The sequence below is a fragment of the Streptomyces sp. NPDC041122 genome, assembly GCF_055592445.1.
Genome location: NZ_JBVIYQ010000003.1, coordinates 407,811 through 428,312, shown reverse-complemented (window position 1 = coordinate 428,312; position 20,502 = coordinate 407,811). Strand labels below are relative to the sequence as shown.

At 73.6% G+C, this 20,502-nt stretch carries 18 protein-coding genes and 1 pseudogene; 8 read left to right on the top strand and 11 right to left on the bottom strand.

Annotated features, from left to right (window positions below; translation table 11 throughout):
* Window positions 1-32 precede the first annotated feature (32 nt).
* The 4 genes from ACZ6B8_RS14245 to ACZ6B8_RS14230 all read left to right on the top strand — a co-directional run bounded on the left by ACZ6B8_RS14245 (window position 33) and on the right by ACZ6B8_RS14230 (window position 5,063).
* Window positions 33-944, top strand: coding sequence for an NADP-dependent oxidoreductase (locus ACZ6B8_RS14245; protein ID WP_471607390.1), 912 nt, complete (start codon window positions 33-35; stop codon window positions 942-944).
* Window positions 945-997: 53 nt separating this feature from the next.
* Window positions 998-2,308, top strand: coding sequence for an MFS transporter (locus ACZ6B8_RS14240; RefSeq protein WP_471607389.1), 1,311 nt, complete (start codon window positions 998-1,000; stop codon window positions 2,306-2,308).
* Window positions 2,309-2,506: 198 nt separating this feature from the next.
* The gene (locus ACZ6B8_RS14235) at window positions 2,507-4,147 is read left to right on the top strand and encodes an FAD-binding oxidoreductase (RefSeq protein WP_471607388.1); all 1,641 of its coding nucleotides are present in this window, start codon (window positions 2,507-2,509) and stop codon (window positions 4,145-4,147) included.
* Window positions 4,148-4,259: 112 nt separating this feature from the next.
* Window positions 4,260-5,063 carry an alpha/beta fold hydrolase gene (locus ACZ6B8_RS14230; protein ID WP_471088757.1) on the top strand — a complete coding sequence of 268 codons (804 nt, stop codon included), beginning with the start codon at window positions 4,260-4,262 and terminating at the stop codon, window positions 5,061-5,063.
* A 70-nt stretch (window positions 5,064-5,133) separates the two neighbouring features.
* Here the strand turns inward: ACZ6B8_RS14230 and ACZ6B8_RS14225 are convergent, their stop codons facing one another.
* The 5 genes from ACZ6B8_RS14225 to ACZ6B8_RS14205 form a co-directional block, all read right to left on the bottom strand.
* On the bottom strand, window positions 5,134-5,583 hold the full coding sequence (locus tag ACZ6B8_RS14225) for a MarR family transcriptional regulator (protein WP_471607387.1): 450 nt from the start codon (window positions 5,581-5,583) through the stop codon (window positions 5,134-5,136).
* Window positions 5,584-5,800: 217 nt separating this feature from the next.
* The gene (locus ACZ6B8_RS14220) at window positions 5,801-7,012 is read right to left on the bottom strand and encodes an acyltransferase family protein (protein WP_471088754.1); all 1,212 of its coding nucleotides are present in this window, start codon (window positions 7,010-7,012) and stop codon (window positions 5,801-5,803) included.
* Window positions 7,013-7,055: 43 nt separating this feature from the next.
* A complete protein-coding gene (locus ACZ6B8_RS14215; protein ID WP_471607386.1) occupies window positions 7,056-8,429 on the bottom strand; it encodes an MFS transporter in 1,374 nt (457 codons plus the stop codon).
* Window positions 8,430-8,525: 96 nt separating this feature from the next.
* On the bottom strand, window positions 8,526-9,806 hold the full coding sequence (locus tag ACZ6B8_RS14210; protein ID WP_471088750.1) for a sulfotransferase family protein: 1,281 nt from the start codon (window positions 9,804-9,806) through the stop codon (window positions 8,526-8,528).
* Between the two features lie 83 nt (window positions 9,807-9,889).
* The gene (locus tag ACZ6B8_RS14205; RefSeq protein ID WP_471607385.1) at window positions 9,890-10,534 is read right to left on the bottom strand and encodes a TetR family transcriptional regulator; all 645 of its coding nucleotides are present in this window, start codon (window positions 10,532-10,534) and stop codon (window positions 9,890-9,892) included.
* A gap of 233 nt (window positions 10,535-10,767) precedes the next feature.
* Between ACZ6B8_RS14205 and ACZ6B8_RS14200 the strand changes: the two genes are divergently transcribed.
* The gene (locus ACZ6B8_RS14200) at window positions 10,768-11,964 is read left to right on the top strand and encodes an IS701 family transposase (RefSeq protein ID WP_471607384.1); all 1,197 of its coding nucleotides are present in this window, start codon (window positions 10,768-10,770) and stop codon (window positions 11,962-11,964) included.
* Window positions 11,965-12,004: 40 nt separating this feature from the next.
* Here the strand turns inward: ACZ6B8_RS14200 and glpX are convergent, their stop codons facing one another.
* The 3 genes from glpX to ACZ6B8_RS14185 all read right to left on the bottom strand — a co-directional run bounded on the left by glpX (window position 12,005) and on the right by ACZ6B8_RS14185 (window position 14,784).
* Entirely contained in the window at window positions 12,005-13,042 is a 1,038-nt protein-coding gene (glpX, locus tag ACZ6B8_RS14195) for a class II fructose-bisphosphatase (protein ID WP_471607559.1), read from the bottom strand.
* Between the two features lie 310 nt (window positions 13,043-13,352).
* Window positions 13,353-14,051 carry an HAD family hydrolase gene (locus ACZ6B8_RS14190; RefSeq protein WP_471607383.1) on the bottom strand — a complete coding sequence of 233 codons (699 nt, stop codon included), beginning with the start codon at window positions 14,049-14,051 and terminating at the stop codon, window positions 13,353-13,355.
* A 103-nt stretch (window positions 14,052-14,154) separates the two neighbouring features.
* On the bottom strand, window positions 14,155-14,784 hold the full coding sequence (locus ACZ6B8_RS14185; RefSeq protein ID WP_471607382.1) for a ScbR family autoregulator-binding transcription factor: 630 nt from the start codon (window positions 14,782-14,784) through the stop codon (window positions 14,155-14,157).
* A gap of 120 nt (window positions 14,785-14,904) precedes the next feature.
* Between ACZ6B8_RS14185 and ACZ6B8_RS14180 the strand changes: the two genes are divergently transcribed.
* The gene (locus ACZ6B8_RS14180; RefSeq protein WP_471607381.1) at window positions 14,905-15,855 is read left to right on the top strand and encodes a ScbA/BarX family gamma-butyrolactone biosynthesis protein; all 951 of its coding nucleotides are present in this window, start codon (window positions 14,905-14,907) and stop codon (window positions 15,853-15,855) included.
* A 61-nt stretch (window positions 15,856-15,916) separates the two neighbouring features.
* On the opposite strand, the gene ACZ6B8_RS14175 is transcribed toward ACZ6B8_RS14180, so the two are convergent.
* Window positions 15,917-16,828, bottom strand: coding sequence for a LysR family transcriptional regulator (locus tag ACZ6B8_RS14175; protein WP_471607380.1), 912 nt, complete (start codon window positions 16,826-16,828; stop codon window positions 15,917-15,919).
* Window positions 16,829-16,979: 151 nt separating this feature from the next.
* Between ACZ6B8_RS14175 and ACZ6B8_RS14170 the strand changes: the two are divergent.
* A pseudogene (locus tag ACZ6B8_RS14170) lies at window positions 16,980-18,270 on the top strand (SGNH/GDSL hydrolase family protein).
* Window positions 18,271-18,309: 39 nt separating this feature from the next.
* On the opposite strand, the gene ACZ6B8_RS14165 reads toward ACZ6B8_RS14170, so the two are convergent.
* The gene (locus ACZ6B8_RS14165) at window positions 18,310-18,708 is read right to left on the bottom strand and encodes a hypothetical protein (protein WP_471088734.1); all 399 of its coding nucleotides are present in this window, start codon (window positions 18,706-18,708) and stop codon (window positions 18,310-18,312) included.
* Between the two features lie 56 nt (window positions 18,709-18,764).
* Window positions 18,765-19,148 (bottom strand): SH3 domain-containing protein, encoded by a 384-nt coding sequence (locus ACZ6B8_RS14160; protein ID WP_471088732.1) that lies wholly within the window; start codon window positions 19,146-19,148, stop codon window positions 18,765-18,767.
* 389 nt (window positions 19,149-19,537) lie between these two features.
* On the opposite strand from ACZ6B8_RS14160, the gene ACZ6B8_RS14155 reads away from it, so the two are divergent.
* Window positions 19,538-20,458: a hypothetical protein gene (locus ACZ6B8_RS14155; RefSeq protein ID WP_471607379.1), complete on the top strand. Its 921-nt coding sequence runs from the start codon at window positions 19,538-19,540 to the stop codon at window positions 20,456-20,458.
* The last annotated feature ends 44 nt before the right edge of the window (window positions 20,459-20,502 follow it).

Here is a 20,502-nt window from a genome sequence, read left to right as displayed (position 1 = left end):
CCCGTATTCACATATCTCCAGGAGGAACCCGCGTGCGTGCCAGCACCCTCCCCCGGTACGGGGACCCCGAACTGCTGACCGTGTCCGACCTGCCCCGCCCCGCGCCCGAGCCCGGACAGATCCTGGTCCGCGTCGCGGCCTCGGCCGTGAACCCGGTCGACCTCGAGGTCCGCTCGGGCGCGGCGGCCGGCAACATCCGCCACGGCTTCCCGATGACCCTCGGCTGGGACCTCTCCGGTGTCGTGGAGGAGTGCGGGCCCGGCGTCGACCGGTTCACCGTGGGCGACCGGGTCGTCGCCATGTCCGCCCAGATGGCCACCGGCGTCGGCACCCACGCGCAGTACGTCGCGCTCGACGCCGGCCTGGCCGCGAAGGCGCCGCGCTCCGCCGACCTCCGGGACGCGGCCGCGCTGCCGCTGGCCGGGCTCACCGCCCACCAGGCGCTCGGACTCCTCGACCCGCCCGCGGGCGGCACCGTGCTCATCACCGGCGCGAGCGGCGCCGTGGGCGGGTTCGCGGTCCAACTGGCCGCGGCCCGCGGCCTGAAGGTGCTCGCCTACGCGCGGCCCGACGACGCCGACCGGCTGCACGCCTTCGGCGCCCACGAGACGTACTCCGCCGAGCGCCCGGTGCCGCCCGGCACCGCCGACGCCCTCCTGGAGACCGCGGGGCTGCCGGCCTCCGTCGCCGGTGTGCGGGACGGCGGTCGCGCCGTCTCCATCGTGCCGAGCGCGCCGCCCGTCGCCGAACGCGGCATCGACGTCCGCATGTCCTTCGTCGAGCAGGACGGACGGCGCCTGGAGGAGCTCTCCGCCCTGGTGGACGAGGGGGTGCTCACCCTGCGGGTGGCGGCCACGTTCCCGCTGGCCGAGGTGGGCGAGGCGCACCGGCGGCTGGCCGCGGGCGGCTCGCGCGGCAAGCTCCTGATCTCGCCGTGGGACTGACCCGGCACCCCTCCTGACGTGCCCCGTGCCCCGACCCGTGACTTGGAACAGCCATGCCGTTTGCCCTCTTCCCCTTGATGCTCTGCGTCTTCAGCGTCGGCAGCGCGGAGCTGGTCGTCGCCGGTGTGCTGCCCGCCATCGCCGGTGACCTGGACGTCTCCCTGTCCGACGCGGGTCTGCTCGTGACGGCGTACGCACTCGGCGTCGTGGTCCTCGGCCCGCTCGTCACCCTGGCCAGCAGCCGGGTGCCCCGCACTCCCCTGCTGCTCGGCCTGATGGGCCTGTTCACCGCGAGCAACGTCCTCGCGGCCCTGGCCCCCGGCTACGCGGTCCTGATGGCCGCCCGCGTCCTCTCGGCGATCACCCACTGCACGCTGTTCGCGGTCTGCATCGTCGTCGCGGGGTCGCTGGCGGAGAAGGGCAAGGAGGCCACGGCCGTGTCGCGGGTCGCCGTCGGCCTCAACCTCGCCACCGTCCTCGGCGTGCCGCTCGGCGTCCTCCTGGAGGAGCACCTGGGCTGGCGGTCGGCCTTCTGGAGCATCGCCGGGCTGAGCCTGCTCGCCCTCGCCCTGGTGGCCTGGCGGCCGCCCGTCGCGCCGGTGCCCGTCGCCGGCGGCGCCGTCGACGAACTGCGGGTGCTGCGCAATCCCCAGGTGCAGATCGCCATCCTCATCACCGCCCTGGCGATGGCGGGCGTCTTCACCGCGTACACCTTCGTGAACCCGATCCTCACCTCGATGGGCGGCTTCGACGACTCGACGGTGAGCTGGCTGCTGCTGCTCGTCGGCTGCGGCTCCCTCATCGGCAACCTCATCGGCGGCAAGCTCGCCGACCGGGCGCTGATGCCCTCCCTCGTCGGCGTCCTCGCGGCGCTCGGCGCCGACCTCGCCCTGATGGCGCTCGGCGGCCGGACGCCCTGGCTGCTGCTCGTCCTCCTCGTCGTCTTCGGCGCCGCCTACTTCGCGGTGATGCCGGGCCTGCAGGCCCGCATCCTGACGGCGGCCGGGGACGGCGCGCCCACCCTCGCCATCGCCATCAACATCGGCGCGTTCAACATCGGCATCGCCTTCGGCGCCTGGTTCGGCGGCCAACTCCTCGGCCTGGACCTGGGGTTGCGGGCCGTCATCGCCGCGTCGGCGCTGCTGTCCTGGCTCGCGACGGCCGTCGCCGCCCGCGAGCTCACCAAGGACCGGCGCGCCGCGGGGGCCTCGACGGCCTCGGCGACCGATCCCACCGCCACCCCGCACCGGGCCGTTCCGGCCGGCGCCCCGAACCGGTCCGTGCCCGCGACCACCCCGCAGGGGGCCGTGCCCGCAACCCCGAATCCGTCGGCACCCGCCACCGCCGACGCCACCACGGACTGACGCCACCACCGGCCGGGGGCACCCCCGCCGCCTCCACCACCGGCCGAGGGCCCCCGACACCACCACCGCCCAACCACGCACCCCCCAACCCCACCCCCGGCCGACCCCCCCACCACCGGCCGGCGGTGTGCGGTCACGGGTCGCCCGACCTGCCGCGGCAACCACCCGCGGCACCCGACTTCTCCTGGAGTAGCACTGATGAGTGAGCTCACCCGGCGCAAGGTCCTGCGGCGCTCCGCCGTGGCGGGCGGTGCGGCCCTGGGCGCGGCCGTGCCCGCCGCCGGCATCGCCCACGCCGCCGCGCCCACCCGCGCCGACGCCGCCCGCACCGCCTCCGCCGCGCCTGCGGCGATCACCGTGCGGCCCGACGACATCCGCTACCCGGAGCTGAGCCGCGGCACCAACCAGCGCTGGGTGGGCAGCCCCGACTACGTGCGGCTCGTCTCCAGCGCCGACCAGGTCGTCGACGCCGTCAAGGAGGCCGTCGCCGCGGGCAAGCGGGTGGCGGTACGCAGCGGCGGCCACTGCTACGAGGACTTCACCACCAGCTCCGACATCAAGGTCCTCATCGACCTGTCGCAGCTGACCTCGGTGACCTACGACGCCGCTCAGCGGGTCTTCGTGGTGGAGCCCGGCGCCTGGCTGTCCGACCTCTACTGCACCCTGTTCAAGCAGTGGGGGGTCACCCTGCCCGGCGGCTCGTGCCCGTCGGTCGCGGCCGGCGGCCACATCGTCGGCGGCGGCTACGGCGCGCTGTCCCGGCTGTTCGGGCTCACCGTCGACCACCTGTACGGCGTCGAGGTCGTGACGGTCGACAAGGACAAGACGGTACGCAAGGTCGTCGCCACCCGGGACTCCGCCGACGCCCGCCTGCGCGACCTGTGGTGGGCGCACACCGGAGGCGGCGGCGGCAACTTCGGCATCGTCACCAAGTACCTGCTGCGCACCCCGGGCGCCACCGGCTCCGACCCCGCCCGCCTGCTGCCCCGGCCGCCGGCGGAGCTGCTGACCAGCACCGTCACCTGGTCCTGGGACGGCCTCACGCAGACCGGCTTCAAGCGCCTGGTGAAGAACTACGCCGACTGGTTCGTCGCCCACGGCGGGCCCGACGCCACGCACCTGGACCTGTTCAGCCAGCTCAAGGCGGCGCACCGGTCGGCGGGCGCGATCACGATGGTGACGCAGCTGGACGCCACCCGCTCCGGCGCGCGGGCCGACCTGGACGCGTTCGTCGCGGCCGTCGGCGCCGGGGTGCCGGTCACCCCCGCGGTCAGCACCCAGCGGCTGCCGTTCCTGCACGCCACCAAGTGGCCGGGGTTCGCGGGCGGCGACCCGACGCTCCGCTTCGAGGACAAGTCCGCGTACATGCGGGCGACCTTCCCGGACGACCAACTCTCCGCCGCGTACCACCACTTGACCCGCACCGACTACACCAACCCGGCGGCGCTGCTGCTGATCGCGGGGTACGGCGGCCGCGTCAACGCCGTCGCGCCGGACGCCACCGCGGTGGCCCAGCGGGACTCGGTGCTCAAGCTCCAGTACCTGGCGTTCTGGCAGGACGCCGCGGAGGACGCGCGCCACCTGGCATGGGTCCGCGAGTTCTACCGGGACGTCTACGGGGCCTCCGGCGGCGTCCCCGCACCCGGCCGGGTCAACGACGGCTGCTTCGTGAACTACGCCGACACCGACCTCGGCGACCCGGCGCTCAACACCTCGAAGACGCCCTGGCACGCGCTCTACTACAAGGACAACTACCCGCGTCTGCAGCGGGTGAAGGCCGACTGGGACCCCCGCGGCATCCTCCGGCACGCGCAGTCCGTCGAGCCCGCCGCCGGCTGACCCGCCCCCTGATCTCCGCGGCCCCGAGCACCGGGCCGCGGCGCCGCGCCGGCACCGCCCGGCGCGGCCTCCCCCTCCCGCACGACAGCGACACGACAGCAAGGAGAAAGCGATGCCTTTCGCTTCGACGCACGGCTCCAAGGTGGAGTACTTCGAGACCGGCACCGGTCCCGGCCTCGTCCTGGTCCACGGCACCGGCGGCGACGCGGGGACGTACGACCACCTGCGCGACACCTTCCAGGACCGCCGCACCGTCGTCGTCCCCAACTACTCCGGCAGCGGCGCCACCGAGGACGAGGGCGGCCCGCTCACCCTGGAGCTGCTCGTCGCCCAGATCGACGCGGCGATCGAGGACAGCGGCGCCGAGGGCCCGGTGGACCTGGTGGGCTGGTCGCAGGGCGCCCTCGCCGTCGCCGCCTACGCCGCCGCGCACCCGGAGAAGGTGCGGCGCCTGGTGCTGCTCACCGGCTGGATCAAGAACGACGCCCGCCAGCAGCTCTACTTCGACCTGTGGCACCGCCTCGACCAGCTCGACCACGAGACCTTCGGCCGGTTCCTCCAGCTCAACGGCTGGACCACGGCGCAGGTGAACTCGTTCGGTGTCGCGGGCGTCGAGGAGATGGTCTCGGGCGGCGTCCCCGCGGGGATCGGCCGGCAGATCGCGCTCAACCTGGAGCTCGACATCACCGAGCACCTGCCGAAGATCACCGCGCCGACCCTGGTGATCGGCGCCACCCACGACAACATGATCCCGGTCGCGCACTCACGGGCGCTGCACGCGGCGATCGAGGGCAGCCGGTACGCCGAGCTCGACGCGGGCCACTTCGCGGTCTTCGAGAAGCCGGCCGAACTGGCCGAGCTGATCGCTGAGTTCATCGAGGAGGACGACGCGAAGGGCGGGACCGAGGCGGCCTGAGCCGACAATCCGTACAGAGCCCGGTGGGGCGGTGAGAACCGACGCCACCGGGCTCTGTCGTGTGCCTCCGCTACCGCGCCTCGGGCGCCGGGGCGTGCCGGAGCCGGTTCACCAGGGACGCCGTCTCGGGCTCGAAGGAGGCCAGGTCGAGGGCGAGCGACAGCTCCTTGGCGAACGTGCCCTGCGCCTGGGCGACCAGCTTCTTGCCCTCGGCGGTGAGGTGGGCGAACATCACCCGCCGGTCCTCCTCACCGACCGTACGGGCGACGAGGTCCTCGTTCTCCAGGCGGGTGACCAGACGGCTCATCGTGGACTGGCTCGACCCCACCGAGTCGGCGAGCTCCTGCATGCGCAGCGCGCCGCGCCCGAGGACCGAGAGGGCCGTGAACTCCGATGCGGTCACGCCGTGTTGGCGCTGGAGCTTCTTGTCGAGGGTCGTGCTCACCCCGTTCACCAGGAGCAGCAGCTGCCTCCACAGTTCGAGTTCGCCGTTGAGCCGTCCGCGCGCGGCAGTCGCCATGCCGTCCTTCACCGTCCTGTTCTCGCCTGCGCCCGGACCCCGGCCCCCTTGGAAGCGGCTCGGCGCCCCACGGTGTCGTCACAGCAGTGAATTACTTGCCTTTGCAAGCATAGGTCAAGGTGCGCGGCGAGGGCCAGCATGTGGACGCACGGAAGAGCCGGCGCGCCCCCGGGCGGGGCGCGCCGGCTCTCGTCGTCGCTACCGGCTCTCGTCGTCGCTATCGGCGCCGCGCCGCGCGGGGCTTGGCGAACCGGCGCATCATCGGCATCTCGACGCCCTTGTGCAGCAGCCACGCGAAGCCCAGGCACACCACGAAGTACAGGGCCATGACGCCCATGCCCCCGGCGAAGCCGAACAGGCGGGTCTCGCCGATCAGCGAACGCACGTACACCAGCAGGACGTTGTGGACGATGTAGAAGGCGAAGGACACCTCGCCCAGCCACACCATGACGCGGCCGCGGAAGGGCGAGCGGTCGCCGCGCAGGTCGGTGGTGGCGACGGCGGGGATGAGCAGGGCGAACGGGATGAGCGCCGCCGCGTTGAGCCCGAAGAGCCAGGGCGTGGCGTTGGCGGCGGCGTAGCCCACGACGACGAGGCCGCAGGCGGGCAGCAGCCCCAGGTTGATCCAGCGGCCGGTCATGAGGATGCGGGCCATGACGATGCCCAGGACGAAGTCGAGGGTGCGCACCGGCGGCAGCATGTAGACGGCCCAGTACTGGACCTCGGAGACCGGGAAGCCGTTGGACATGGTGCCGTCGGGCAGCAGCAGGTAGCCGAGGGCCGGGATCGCGGTGATCGTGACGACCAGGCCGCCGGCCCACGCCCACAGCCGCTCGGGCCGGATCCGCGCGATCCACCGGTGCAGCAGCGGGAAGCAGAGGTAGAAGAAGACCTCGCAGGAGAGCGACCAGCTCGGCGGGTTGATGCTCAGGTAGGTGTGGTAGTCCGGGATCCAGGTCTGCAGCAGGAGCAGGTTGGGCAGCCACTGCTGCCAGGTGGCGGTCGCGGCGGCGAACAGCGCCATCGCGCCGATCCAGCCGGCCACGTGGCTCGGGTAGAGCTTGACCAGGCGGCGCCGCCAGAAGCTGCGCGGGGTGTCGTTCGGGCGCGCGGAGTAGGTCAGCACGAAGCCGCTGAGCAGGAAGAAGAAGGTGACGCCCATCCATCCGGTCTTGCTGGCGGCGGCGTGGAAGAAGTCCGAGACGTCGCCGCTGAAGGGGTTCAGGGGCGGCTCCGTCGTCAGGGACGCGTGGAAGAGGAAGACCATGACCGCGGCGATGAAGCGCAGCCCGGTCAGCGAGGGGAGCCGGGCGAAGCCGACGGGTCTTGCGGGCGCGTCGGGGTTCGTGCCGACCGTACTGGCGGCGCCGGCCGAGTCGGCCGGAGCGGCCGGTCCGGCCGTTCCGAGGGGTGCGACATCCGTCGCCATGGGAGCCTCCGTTGGTGAGTTAGATTGCATCCTGATGCAAGAATCAGTGCCGTGAAGCGGACGCCAGGTCCCGCTGGATCGCCTCGAACGAGCGGTTCTTCGTCTCGGGCACCGCGCGGACCACGAAGACCAGCGCGCCGAGGCAGACCGCCGCGAAGCACCAGAAGACGGCGGCCTCGCCGAACCGGTCGGCCGCGGGCAGGAAGAGCTGGCCCACGACGAAGTTGGCGGACCAGTTGACGAGGACGCACAGCGCCACGCCCTTGGCGCGTACGGCGGGCGGGAAGATCTCCGCGGCGAGGATCCAGAAGACCGGGCCGATGCCGACCGCGAAGGCGGACACGTAGAGCCCCATGGAGACCAGGCTGACCCCGTGCGAGGCCCCGCCGAACGCCCCGTTGAGGGCGCAGCCGAGCGGGATGAGCGCCGCCGCCATGCCCACCAGCGAGAAGACGAGCAGCGGCTTGCGGCCCGCCCGGTCGACCAGCGGGATCGCCGCGACCGTCATGAGCAGGTTGGCCACGCCGATGGCGACGGAGTACATGATCGAGTTGGTGGCGGGCAGGCCCGCCCGCCGCATGATGCTGGGGGCGTAGTAGATGATCGTGTTGATCCCCGCGAACTGCTGCACCGCCCCGATCGTGACGCCGATCAGCAGCGCGCGCCGCACGACGGGCTCGGCCAGCATCGTGCGCAGGGTGCCGCGGTTCCCGTCCGGTTCCCGTGCCGCCGTCAGCTCGCCGCGCTCGCGCCGCCGGAGCCACACGGGGCTCTCGGGCACGAAGAAGAGGCCGGCCAGCATCAGGACGGACGGGACGAGGCCCACGCCGAACATCGCGCGCCAGTCGGCGTCCCCGGCGAACCAGAGGTTGATCAGGTACGAGACGAGGATGCCCGCGGTGAGCAGGATCTGGTTCACCGTGATGAGGCGACCGCGCAGCCGGGGCGGCGCCACCTCGGCCAGGTACAGCGGGACGAGCGAGGACGCCGAGCCCACGGCGAGTCCGAGGATCACCCGCGCGGCCACCAGGGTCCAGAAGCCGGTGGACAGGGTGGCGAGGGCGAGCCCGAGCGTGAAGGTGGCAGCGACGACAATGAGCGTCCCGCGCCGTCCCCAGCGGTCGGCGGGTCCGCCGCTCCAGAGGGCGCCGGCCGCCGCGCCGAGGAGCAGCGACGAGATCACCGCCCCCTCCTGGAAGGACGTCAGGTGGAAGTCCTCCTTGAGGAACAGCAGGGCGCCGGAGATGACGCCCGTGTCGAAGCCGAAGAGCAGCCCGCCCAGGGCGACGACCCCGACGGTGAGCGCCAACCGCCAGGCTGGGATGGCCGGTTCGGGTTCCTGGAGCGGGGCGGGCCCCTGGGGCGGGGTGGGCTCGCGCAGGGGTGGTCGCGTCGCCTGGTCGATTTCCACGGTCACCGAACGGCACTCGCTTTCTTGGGTCGGCTTCTTGGGTCGGCTTCTCGGTCTGCTTCTCGGGTCCGCTGCGTGGAGCTGCTGCCCGGGTCCGGCTCCTCACACCCCGTACCTCGCCCGGTACAGGACGAAGCGGCTGGTCAACTCCCGTCGGGAAAGCCCGAATTCGGCGGGCTGGAAGAAGCGCGCGCGGCGCGCCTCGCGGACCGTTCCCTCGACGAACGTCGACACGACGCGGTCGAACATCGGTGTCGCGGTGACGCCCGCGAAGGCGAGCACGGCACGCACCTGCCCGGCCGGGTCCGCGATCAGGTCGTCGAAGGTGAGGTCGAGCAGGCGCCCCCGCGGCACGTCGAGCCGGGCCCGTTCGGCGGCCGCCAGGTGGCGCTCGACGCGGTCGGCCCACTCCTGTCCGGCGGGCCGCACCTGCCGGGCCGTCCGGCCGCGCAGGGCGGTCGCGATGCCCGCGCACGCCGCGACGGTGTCCGCCGGATCGCGGTGCACCTGGACCACCTTGGCGTCCGGGTAGACCCGCAGCAGCTGCCCCAGGTGGCGGGCGTGGAAGGAGTCGCGCAGCACGAGCCGGGAGGCCGGGATCCGCCAGGTGACGGCCTGGATCTGGGCGCGGTGGAAGGCGTACGCCTCCGTCGTGTCCGCCGACTCCAGCCAGGCGGCCCAACCGGGCACGCGCCAGGAGAGCGCCGCCGTCATGCCGTGGAACGCGTTGCCGAGCAGCCGGTGGCAGCCGCCGGGCCGGGTGGGTCCGATGAGCAGCCCGGAGCCGCGCCCCGCGGTGGCCTGCGCCGGACCCCGTACGGCGCGCGCCGCCCGGTCCAGGGCCGCGCGGCGCCGGCGCAGGGTGGTGGCGCGGTCCGTGGGGTCGTGCAGTTCCGCCAGGGTCGGCGCGTCGAGGCCGGGGTGCTCCGCGAGGGCGTTGTGCAGCAGCGCCGCGCCGCTGCCCGGGAGGCCGGTGACGAAGACCGGGGCCCGGATGTCGTTCAGCGCGATCTCGGGTCTCTCCCGCAGCAGCCGGATCATCGCCTGCTGCTTCTGGAGGGCCGACATCAGCTCGGCGCGGGCGGCCGCGCGGCCCTCCGCGTGCAGGTCGGCCTCGGTGTCCAGGGAGTGCAGGAGCCGGTCGAGGGCCGGCAGGAAGCGCAGTCCGCCGGCGTCCGCCTCGCCGTCCTCCCGTACCCGCTCCAGGAGGTCGTCCACGGCGAGCACGTCGCGGCCGGACCCGCCCGTACGCCCGCGCGGCGCGTCGCCGGGTGTCCGGCACGGCTGTGCGCCGCCTCTCCCCCACGCGGGGCCGCCCCCGGGTCCGCCCCAGGGGACGGCCGACTCGCGTGCGAGGACCGCAGGTTCACTCCGTCTGCTCACCGTCCCACCTTCCCGATACGTGCCGGACCGGCCGCCGCGCGCGTGCGCACGCCGGGTCCTGGCTGTCTGCGTTTCCCCTGCGTTCAGGGGCGGTTGACGGGGCCTTTGGCGAGGCCCGGCAGGGCGAGCGCCCAGAGGCGGGAGAGGTGCCGCTCCACGCTGTCGTCGCCCCCGTCCCCGTCCCCGTCGCCGTCCCCGTCCTCGCCCCCGCCCCGCGGTCCGTGCGCCCGTCCCGAGAGGCGGGACTCCGCGCCCGCCAGGAGGTATTCGGCGAGGAGCACCACGTCGCCCGCGCCGACGGCGGGGCCGAGTCCGCCCCGGTCCGCGCGGGCCAGGGCCTCGGTCACCGTGGGCCGCCAGAGAGCGGACCACGAGCCGTCGCCCTCGGGAAGCTCCCGCCACAGCCGCACCGCCGCCCGCACCACCTCGTCCTCCTCGAGCAGCCGCGCCAGGGCGAGGGTGAGCGCGACCACGGTGTCGAGCGGCGGCGCCGTGCTCCGGCCCGCCAGCGCCGCGCAGTCGCGGACGGCGGCGTCCCCGCGGGTCCGCACCGCGAGGGCCAGCCCCGCCTTGGAGGCGAAGTGGAAGGTCAGCGCGCCGACCGAGATGCCCGCGGAGCGGGCGACGCGGCCCAGGGACGTGCCCTCGTACCCCGTGCGCTCGAACTCGCGGGCCGCCGCGCGGACCAGGGCCTCCCTGGTTCTCGCGGCCCGTTCCTGCTTCACCATCGCGCCCTTCCCTGTTCCCCGGAGCATCGGAATCCGCTCCGGTCCTGCACGCCACAGCCACTGTGGGCACTCGGCGCGCCACCGACAACGCCGACTTCCGAAAGTCGACCCCCGCGCTGTCCCGGGCACGCCGGACTTGGCCAAGTAGCGGTCATCTGCCCCCGGGGCTTCAAAAGAAAACGAACGTTCTCTATTCTTGTCGGTGTCAGGCGCCATCACGGGGAGGGAATGCCATGACAGAGCTCCAGGAACACCGGCTGCCCGAGCTGATCGCCGACACGTCGATCACCTCGTACGCGGAGACCGTCTTCGGCCATCTGCGCCGCGCGGACCAGCGGCGCTGGGCCGCGGCGTACGTACTGGGGCTGCTCACCACGCCCGGCCGCAAGTCGGTGCGGCGGCTGGCGGCACAGCTGCACGCGGGACCGACGGCCGCCCAGTCGCTGCACCAGTTCGCCAACGCCAGCCCCTGGGACTGGGACCCGGCCCGCCACGAGCTGCTGCGGCTGGCCGAGCGCCGCACCCGGGTGCGCGCCTGGACCGTCGGTGTCGCGGTGCTGCCCAAGCGCGGCAGCCACTCCTGCGGGGTGCACCAGCGCTTCGAGCGCAGCACCGGCCGTACCGTCAACTGCCAGGTCGGAATCGGCCTGTTCCTGTCGTCGGACTCCGCGCACGTGCCCGTCGACTGGCGGCTGCGGCTCCCCAAGGAGTGGCACGAGGACGAGGAGCTGCGGGCGCGGACGCGCGTCCCCGAGGACGTGCGGCACTGCTCCCCCACGGAGCACGTCCTGCACCTCGTCGACTCGCTCGCCCCGCTGTCCCGGCGGGAACCGGTGCCGGTGGTCGCCGACACGAGCCACCACCCCACGTCCGGGGCCCACTTGGCCACGGAGCTGTCCGCGCGCGGGCGGGACTGCCTGATCGCCGTGCCGCACGGCCTGCGGGTCGTGGCGGAGGGCGGGCGGGCGGCCGCGCCCGGCTCACCCGACGGGACCCTCACCGCGGGCCGGCTCCTCCAGCTGCTCTCCCCGAAGGGGGCGGCGGCCACGGCGGGCGGGCTCCGGCACCTGCCGCCGCAGGCCGACCGGCTGGTCTCCGCCCTGGTGCGGCTGCCCGGGCGGCGCGGTGTCTCGCCCGGCGTCTACCGCCTCTTCGCCCGGCGGCGCCCCGGGGCGCACGGCGTCGGACGCGTCTGGCTCACGAGTCTGCTCCACCCGCCGCTGCACGACCTGCTGCCCCTGGTGCGGGCTCAGTCCGGCACCGTCGCCGCCCTCGCCGACCTCACGGAGAACTACGGTCTGCGCGACTTCGAGGGGCGCTCGTACCCCGGCTGGCACCACCACATGACGCTGGCGTCCGCCGCGTACGCGTACCGCCGGCTCGTGGCGGAAGGGCCGGCGGGACCGTCGCCGCGGCGGCACGTCGCCTGAGCACGTACATCGCCCTGCGCATACGGGACATGACGGCGCCTCAGTTGGCGCGGTCGAAGTCGATCGCGCTGTAGGCGCGCAGCTTCGACAGCCGGTGCGTGGAGTCGATGCGGCGGACCGTGCGGGAGCGCGAGCGCATGACCAGGGACTCCGTGGTGGCGCTCTCGGCGCCGTAGCGCACGCCCCGCAGGAGCTCTCCGTCGGTGATGCCGGTGGCGACGAAGAAGACGTTGTCGCCCTTGACCAGGTCGTCGGTGAAGAGCGTGCGGTCCAGGTCGTGGCCCGCGTCGACCGCCCGCCGGCGCTCCGCCTCGTCCCTCGGCCACAGCTTGCCCTGGATGGTGCCGCCCAGGCACTTGACCGCGCAGGCCGAGATGATGCCCTCCGGGGTGCCGCCGACACCCAGGAGCAGGTCGACGCCGCTGCCCTCGCGGACCGCCAGGACCGAGCCCGCGACGTCGCCGTCCGAGATGAGCTTGATGCGGGCGCCGGTCGCGCGCACCTCGTCGATGACGCCCCGGTGCCGGGGCCGGTCGAGCACGACGACGGTGACGTCCTCGGGCGAGGAGTTCTTGGCCTTGGCGACGCGGCGGATGTTGACGGAGGCGGGGGCGTTGATGTCGACGTGGTCGGCGGCTTCGGGGCCGGTGACGAGCTTGTCCATGTAGAAGACGGCGGAGGGGTCGAACATGGCGCCGCGGTCGGCGGCGGCCAGGACGGCGATGGCGTTCGGCTGGCCCTTGGCGGTCAGGGTGGTGCCGTCGATGGGGTCGACGGCGATGTCGACCTCGGCGCCGGTGCCGTCGCCGATGCGTTCTCCGTTGAAGAGCATCGGGGCTTCGTCCTTCTCGCCCTCGCCGATGACGACGACGCCGTTCATCGAGACGGTGGAGACGAGGGTGCGCATGGCGCGCACGGCGGCGCCGTCCGCGCCGTTCTTGTCGCCGCGGCCCACCCAGCGGCCGGCGGCCATGGCGGCGGCCTCGGTGACCCGGACGAGCTCCAGGGCCAGGTTGCGGTCGGGAGCCGCCGCGGCCACCGTCAGCGGGGAGGACGAGGAGGACGAGGAGGTCGGCAGGGCAGACGTCGGGACGGGAGAGGTGAGCAGGGGCACCGGTGAGACCTTCCGGATCCGGGGGGGGGCGGGCAGCTTCGGACCGGACGTTACTGGCGCCGTGCCGCCCCGCCACGCCCCTCGCCCGAACCGCCTCCGCCTTTGGCAACTCGCCCACAAAGCACCCGTATCGGCCGCGGACCACGCGTCCCGCGCGACGCCGTGCGCCGGCCGGCCGGGGCACCCCCCTCGTGCGCCCCGGCCGGCCCGCGCCGTGACCGGCCTCCCGGGACCGGACCCCCGAGGACCGGCTGTCAGGAGCCGAGTGAAAGGCTCAACTCGGCGTCGTGGCGGGCCAGATGGCGCCCGCGGCGGCCTCCGCGTCGAGCGTGCGCAGCAGCTCCTCGTCGATCGCGTCGAGCGAGTCGACGATGTGGCGCACCGCGAGCTCCTCCATGAACGTGCGCTGGAAGCTGCAGGGGTGACCGACGAACGGCGCACCGAGCCCCTTGGCCGCCTCGGCGACCCGGGCCACGTCGTCCACGAACAGCACCTGGTCGGGGCGGAGGCCGAAGACGTCCCCGGCGATCTCCTTGATGCCCGGCCGGAACGAGTCGGTGCAGACGTAGCCGGGGCCGTCGAAGAGGTGGGCCCAGGTGCCCAGGTGGGTGTCGAAGTGGGACTTGCTCAGGCCGCCGTAGCAGACCACCCGGAGTCCCAGGCCGCGTATCCGCTCGATCAGCTCGGCGGCGCCGGGGTTGGGCCGCACCGGGTGCTCGGCGACATAGCGGTCGCGCTCCTCGAAGTAGAGCTCCAGGGCCTGTTCGCCCGACACGTCGAGGCCGGCCGCGCGGGCCATCTCGCCGCCCGCGACGCGGCGCGGCTGGGAGAGGATGCGGCGCTCGGTCTCCGCGTCGTACACCCCTCCGCGGCTGGTGATGAAGTTGCCGATGACGGGGCTGAAGGTGTCGTTGAGCAGCACGCCGTCGATGTTGAGCGCCACGAGACGCAGGTGGTTGCTGGGCTGGGGCATGGATACGTCCTTGGCTGCGGTTCGGTCGGACAGGGAAATCGGACGGAGAAATGAGGCGGAGAAGGCGGTCGAGGAGGGTGCGGCCGGCGGCCGGAGGCGCGCGTCAGGCGTTGACGGCGGCCTCCCTGGCCTCGCTCACGTCGATGCTCTCGACGGCGCTGTCCGTGGCGATGGCGGGCATGAGCAGCCGCCACATCGCGCGGGTCCGCTCGGGCAGGTCCTCACGGCCGCTGGTCAGCAGTGAGTACGCCTGGAGGCCGGTACACGCGGACACGATGAACTCGGCCAGCGTGCGGACGTCGACGTCCGCGCGGACCTCGCCCGCCGTGCGCCCGTCGGCCAGGCACTCCTCCATGATCCGCGCCCACTCCCGGTACGGAGTGGCGTCGTCGAGACCAAAACCCGTCTGCTCGCTGGTGAGCCGGACGCCCGCGCGCAGGGTCGGGTCCGACTGCAGCTTGTGCGACCACACGAACGTGATGTCCACCAGGCGCTGCAGGCCCTCCGACTTCAGGGCGGGCACGATGCTCGCCGGCTGGGCCCGCATGACGGCGAGAGCCAGCGCCTCCTTGTTGGGGAAGTGGAAGTAGACGGCTCCGAGCGTCACACCGGCGCGGTGCATGATCTCGCGCATGCTGGCGCCGCTGTACCCGCGCTCGTCGAAGACCTCAGCAGCGGCGCGAAGGATTTCCTCACGCGTTTTCTGGGCCCGCTCCTGCTTCGGTTCCGGCATCCGGACGGCCTCTCTCGACAAACAAAAAGAACGCACGTTACTTTACGCGTCATGGTTCTGGGACACCAGAGCCCGCACTCTTCGTTCGGGCATCGACGTCATTCATCCCAGGGGGGACCCATGACTCTCGTTTCGCATGCGCACAGCATCTCTCAGGCTCAACTCCGGCCGGTGCCACAGGAGTTCACACACAAGCGGGTGGGGACCGAAGTACTGCTCACGGGCTGGGCACCCGTGGGCGAGGACCGCGTGACGGTCACCGCCCGGTGGCCGCGCACGCACTCCTTCTACGCGCCCGTCGCCGGCCGGCACGACCCGATGCTGCTCGCCGAGACGCTCCGCCAGAGCATTCCGCTCATCTCGCACGCCCTGTACGAGGTGCCGCTCGGCCACCACCTGATCTGGCAGCACTTCACCTACGAGGTCACGCCCGGCGCGATGTGGGCCGACGGCGGACCGATGGACGTCGAACTCCGCATCACCTGCGGCGACATCGCCCGGCGCGGGGGCCGGCTCGCGGCCCTCACCATAGACATCGAGATCCTGCGGGACGGCCTGCCGCTCGGCACCGCGCGCACCCGGTTCAGCAGCCACGCGCCCGCCATCTACCGCAGGCTGCGCGGCGAGCGGTGCACGGTGTCGAGCGAGGTCGCCCCGATGCCGCTCAGCGGCGCCGTCCCGGTGCTCCCGCCCGCGTCGGTCAACCGGGAGCACGCCGACGACGTGGTGCTCTGCCCCACCGCGGCGCCGGACCGGTGGCTGCTGCACGTCGACTACGCGCACCCCATCCTGTTCGACCACCCCGTCGACCACGCCCCGGGCATGCTGCTCCTGGAGGCCGCCCGGCAGGCGGCCCACGCGGTGCACGGGCCCCGGGCCGGCGCCGTACTGCCGGTCCGCTTCGAGTCGGCGTTCTTCCGCTACGTCGAGTTCGACGCCCCCTGCCTGATCACCGCGACCGTCGAGCCCCCCACTCACCCGGGCGAGCGCCCCTGCGTGTCGGTCACCGCCCGGCAGGAGGACATCGAGGCCTTCTCCTGCCGCGTGACCATGGCGGACGCCACGGCGTGAGCCACACCTGAGGAGCGCCGGGGCGCGCCGGGAGCACCGGGATTCCGGGCGGCGCCCACGCTCAGTACGGCGCGGGCCCGCCCCGCGCCGCCACCGTGTCCCGGACCGCCCGGAGATACGTCTCGGCGCGGGCGTTCACCCCCGCCGTGCGGTGGATCAGCGCCACCTCGGCGTCGGGCACGCCGTCCAGCGGTACGAGTACGACGTCGGGCCGCGAGAAGTACTCCCGCACCGAGGCGACCACCGGGGAGACGCCCTGGCCCGTCGCGACGAGGGTCATCAGCTCCTGGAAGGAGGCGACCGTCCGCACCCGCCGGATCTCCCGTCCGGCGGGCGTCCGGCGCGGCACGTGGAAGTCCCACCAGTACGCGGGCGCGCCGTTCGCGATCCCGAAGAACGTCTCGTCCGCCAGCTCCTCCAGGGAGACGGAGGACCGGCCGGCCAGCGGGTGGCCGAGCGGCACCGCCAACATCCGCTTCTCCCTGATGACGACCGGGCCGACCGTCAGGTCGGGCTCCTCGACGGGCAGGCAGGTGAAGAGCAGGTCGATCTCGCCGTCGCGCAGCGCGCCGAGCGGGTCCCGGTACTGGATCTCCCGCATCCGCACCTCGACGCCGGGGCAGCGCTCCCGGTACGCCGCGAGGACCGGGCCGGTCAGCGTGCCCGCGCCCGCGCCGAGGAAGCCGACGTCCAGCTCGCCCGCCACGCCGCGCGCCACGTCCTTGGCGCGCGCCAGGGCCGCCTCCATCTGCCGGTGCAGCGGCGCCAGATCCTCGTACAACTGGCGGCCCAGCGGGGACATCCGCACCACCCGGCTGGTGCGCTCGAAGAGCGGGGCGCCGATCTTGCGCTCCAGCTTCTTCACCGTCTGGCTGACCCGGGCCTGGGAGAGCAGGAGCCGCTCGGCGGTGTGCCCGAAATGCAGCTCCTCGGCCAGCGTCAAGAACGTCTCCAGCTCCTGGCGTTCCACCACGTACCCCCCCCGTGACCTGCATCGATAAGCGTGACGGCGTCGATCGTTTCACGGATCGGCGTTGATCGGCCGCCCGTCCCGGCGGATCTTTGAGGAGTCGGGACGGCAGCCGCCGCACCGGCCCTTCCCCCTCAACCCCCGGGAGCTCCCGATGATTTCGCGTGCCCGCACCGCCCTCGCCCTCACCGCCTCCGTCGCCGCGCTCGCCCTGACCGCGGGGCTCGCCGTCTCCGGCGCCGAGGCCGCGCCCTCCGGCCGTCCCGACGCCGGGAAGGGGGCCGCGTGGACCGCCGCGTGGACCGCCTCCCCGCAGCGCCCGAGCACCGGTTTCAAGGCCAACTGGTCGGAGGCCGGCTTCGACGGCCAGACCCTGCGCCAGGTCGTCCGCGTCACCGAGGGCGGCGACCGGGCCCGCATCCGGCTGTCCAACGCCTACGGCAGCTCACCGCTGAGGATCGCCGGCGCCACCATCGCCCGCACCGAGAAGGGGGCGCCCGCGTCGGTGCGGAAGGGCTCGGTCCGCCGGCTCACCTTCGGCGGACGGTCGTCCGTGACCCTCCCCGCGCACCGCCAACTCGCCAGCGACCCGGCCGGTCTCGACCTGGACGCCTTCGAGTCCGTGACCATTACGCTGCACCTGGCCGGGACCACCGGACCCGCCACCTTCCACGCCCAGTCCTTCGCCACCAGCTACCGGGCGAAGGGCGACCACGCCGCCGACACCTCCGGCGCGGCCTTCGGCGAGTCGACCGAGGCCTGGTACTACCTCGCGGGCGTGGACGTCGGCGGCAGGGAACGGCCCCGGCGCGACGGGGTCGCCCTCTTCGGTGACTCCATCACCGACGGCTTCGCCTCCACCGCCGACCGCGACCGGCGCTGGTCGGACGCGCTCGCCGAGCGCCTGGCGAAGTCCGGCGACCGGCGGCCCGTGCTCAACGCCGGCATCGGCGGCAACCTGGTCCTCAACGACTCCGCCTGGTACGGCGAGAGGAGCGCCAACCGCTTCGCGCGGGACGCCCTCGACCAGCCCGGCGTCGGCACGGCCGTCGTTCTCCAGGGCGTCAACGACATCGGCTTCAGCGAGACCGACCAGCCCACCTTCAAGCCCGCCCCGGTCGTCTCGGCCCGCGAACTCATCGAAGGGCACCGGGAGTTGATACGGCAGGCCCGCGCCAAGGGCGTCCGGATCGTCGGCGCCACGCTGCTCCCGTTCGGCGGCTCCGACCACGACGGCACGCACGCGGCGGCGGTGAGCGACGCGTTCAACCGGTGGGTGCGGACCTCCGGCGAGTACGACGCGTACCGTCGACTTCGACAAGGCGCTCGCCGACCCGGCGGACCCGGAGCGGATCGCCCCCGCGTACGACAGCGGTGACCATCTGCACCCGAACGACGCCGGGTACCGCGCGATGGCCCGCGCGGTCGACCTGAACGCCCTGTAGGAGCGGCGACGTGGGCGCCCGGCGGGACGGCCCGGGCGCTCACTCCCGCGTGTAGTACCGGTAGAAGACCGCCACGAAGGTCAGCGCCGACACCGCGAGCGACATCCCCACCGACCGCAGCACACTGGCGTCGGTCTGGCTGTAGAGGAAGCCGAACGCGATCCCCGTGAACGCCGTCCAGGACAGGGCGCGCAGCTCGCGGGGGAGCGCGGGCGCGAACCGGTGCAGGGCGAAGAAGACGGCCGCGAAGAGCAGACCGGTCACCACGCCGAACATGACGTTGCCGGTGGTGATCGGCTCGCCGACGCGGCGGATGCCGGACGTCCAGAAGCCGTAGACGATGCCCAGGAGCAGCGGGAGGCCGGCCCACAGGCCTGCGGTCGCGCCGGTTCTGGAGCCGGGGGCGTGGGCGGTGTACGCGGGTGCGGCGTGTGCCATGACGGTTCCTTCCGTGGGGGAAGCGGTACGTCACCGGTCGCGGGAGCGGACGGGTGTCAGCGGTCGCGCCACTGCGGGCACGGATCGTCGGTGGCGTTGCAGTTCGGCACGTGGCGGCCGCCGGTGTCGATGTAGGCGGCGCTCACCCAGCCGCGCTCGCCCTCCAGCCAGTACCAGTGCGGGTCGCCGTGCACGGTGGTACCGCGGACGGCGCATTTGACCCGGTCCTCGCTGCCGTACGGCAGCCTGTCGAGGATCTTTCCGTGGGTGCTCGGCTCGTCCCTGACCTTCAGGTCCGGGCCGGAGACCACGGTGCCCCAGATGGGCCCGTCGTCGTGGTGCGCGGGGACGCCCGTGCTCGCGGCGGCCGCCGTGCCGGCGGTGCCCGCGGCCAGCAGCGTCGCGGCGGCCACCGCCCCCAGGCTCAGAGCGATTCTCATGATCGACCTCCTCGCCCCCTCATCCAGGAAACACCCGTTCGGCCGAGCCCTCCACCGGAACCGTGCGGGGCCCGGGTGAGCGGCGCGTTCTCGGGACCCCGACGGGCCGCTCGCCCGCCCGTGCGGACCGGGCCGCTCGCCCGCCCGTACGGACCGGGCCGCTCCGGGGGTTCCTCGTCGTCCGGGTCGGGGCCGGCGCGGGCGCGCGGCCGGGCGGTGCTCCTCGTGGCGGTGCCCGGGACGGTGACGGTGCGTCTGCACCACCGCGTGCGACGGGGGTTGGGGCGCCGGGGGACCCGCGTCCCGCCGGGCCCGCGCGGCTGACGCCGTTGCCCCATATGCAGTCGCCCCGGTCGCGTGGCCCGCGGCCGGGCCCTTGCCTTGGATGCGTGCCGAAAACCGTCCGCCGTGACCCGCGAACACCCCGCGCCCGCTCCGCCCTGTCCGCCCTCCTGCTCACCCTCGCCTGCCTGCTCGTCCCCCTCGGCACGCTCTCCGTCTGGGCGACGTACGAGATCGGGGACCGGGACAGCTACGTCGCCACCATGGCGCCGCTCGCCTCCGACCCCGCGGTGCGCTCGGCGGTGGCGGACGCGGTCACCGGCTCGGTGATGAAGGAGATCGACGTGGGTCCGCTGCAGGGCACCGTCGAGTCGTTCGTACGGGACGCGGTGCGGTCGTTCACCGAGACGGCGGCGTACAAGACGGCCTGGAACGCGGCGAACCGCGCGGCGCACGACGCCGTGCAGTCCGCCCTCAACGACGCCTCCAACGGCGAGGTCACCATCGACCTGGCCCCCATCACCCAGCAGATCAAGCAGCAACTCAAGGACGACGGCGTGCCGTTCGCCTCGAAGATCCCGGTGCGGCACACCGAGGTCGCGGTCCTGCAGTCCGACGACTTCGGGTGGCTCTGGCGCAGCTTCCACGCGCTGCAGGTGGCGGGGGTGTGGCCGGCGGTGGCGGCGGGCGTCCTGGCCGTCGTGGGCTGCCTGCTCGCCGGCCGGCGCCGCCGGGCCGTCGTCGCCACGGCCGTCGGCATGGCCCTCGGCGCCCTCGCCCTGCTGTCGGCGATCGCGGTCGGCCGGTCCTTCACCCTGGACGACCTGCCGGCCGACATCTCGCGGGACGCGGCGGGCGCGGTCTACGACGCGCTGACGGAGACGCTGCGGGTGACGTCGTGGATCATCGTCGGGGTGTGTACCGCCGTGGCGCTCGGCATCGCGCTGTTCGTCCGGCTGCGGGGCGCGCGGCGGCCGGCGGCCGGCCCGCGGCGCGCGCAACCCCCGTCGGCCCCGGCCCGTCTCTGAGGGAGGATGCGGGCGACGGCACCGACGACGAGAGGCCCCTCCCC

Excerpts from the sequence above, each read along its gene's own strand:
- ACZ6B8_RS14205 (WP_471607385.1), bottom strand. The coding sequence starts at position 10,534 with ATGGTGAAGCAGGAACGGGCCGCGAGAACCAGGGAGGCCCTGGTCCGC.
- ACZ6B8_RS14185 (WP_471607382.1), bottom strand. The coding sequence starts at position 14,784 with ATGCCGGAACCGAAGCAGGAGCGGGCCCAGAAAACGCGTGAGGAAATC.
- ACZ6B8_RS14220 (WP_471088754.1), bottom strand. The coding sequence starts at position 7,012 with ATGGCGACGGATGTCGCACCCCTCGGAACGGCCGGACCGGCCGCTCCG.
- ACZ6B8_RS14230 (WP_471088757.1), top strand. The coding sequence starts at position 4,260 with ATGCCTTTCGCTTCGACGCACGGCTCCAAGGTGGAGTACTTCGAGACC.
- ACZ6B8_RS14235 (WP_471607388.1), top strand. The coding sequence starts at position 2,507 with ATGAGTGAGCTCACCCGGCGCAAGGTCCTGCGGCGCTCCGCCGTGGCG.
- ACZ6B8_RS14165 (WP_471088734.1), bottom strand. The coding sequence starts at position 18,708 with ATGGCACACGCCGCACCCGCGTACACCGCCCACGCCCCCGGCTCCAGA.
- ACZ6B8_RS14160 (WP_471088732.1), bottom strand. The coding sequence starts at position 19,148 with ATGAGAATCGCTCTGAGCCTGGGGGCGGTGGCCGCCGCGACGCTGCTG.
- ACZ6B8_RS14225 (WP_471607387.1), bottom strand. The coding sequence starts at position 5,583 with ATGGCGACTGCCGCGCGCGGACGGCTCAACGGCGAACTCGAACTGTGG.
- ACZ6B8_RS14200 (WP_471607384.1), top strand. The coding sequence starts at position 10,768 with ATGACAGAGCTCCAGGAACACCGGCTGCCCGAGCTGATCGCCGACACG.
- ACZ6B8_RS14240 (WP_471607389.1), top strand. The coding sequence starts at position 998 with ATGCCGTTTGCCCTCTTCCCCTTGATGCTCTGCGTCTTCAGCGTCGGC.
- ACZ6B8_RS14180 (WP_471607381.1), top strand. The coding sequence starts at position 14,905 with ATGACTCTCGTTTCGCATGCGCACAGCATCTCTCAGGCTCAACTCCGG.
- ACZ6B8_RS14190 (WP_471607383.1), bottom strand. The coding sequence starts at position 14,051 with ATGCCCCAGCCCAGCAACCACCTGCGTCTCGTGGCGCTCAACATCGAC.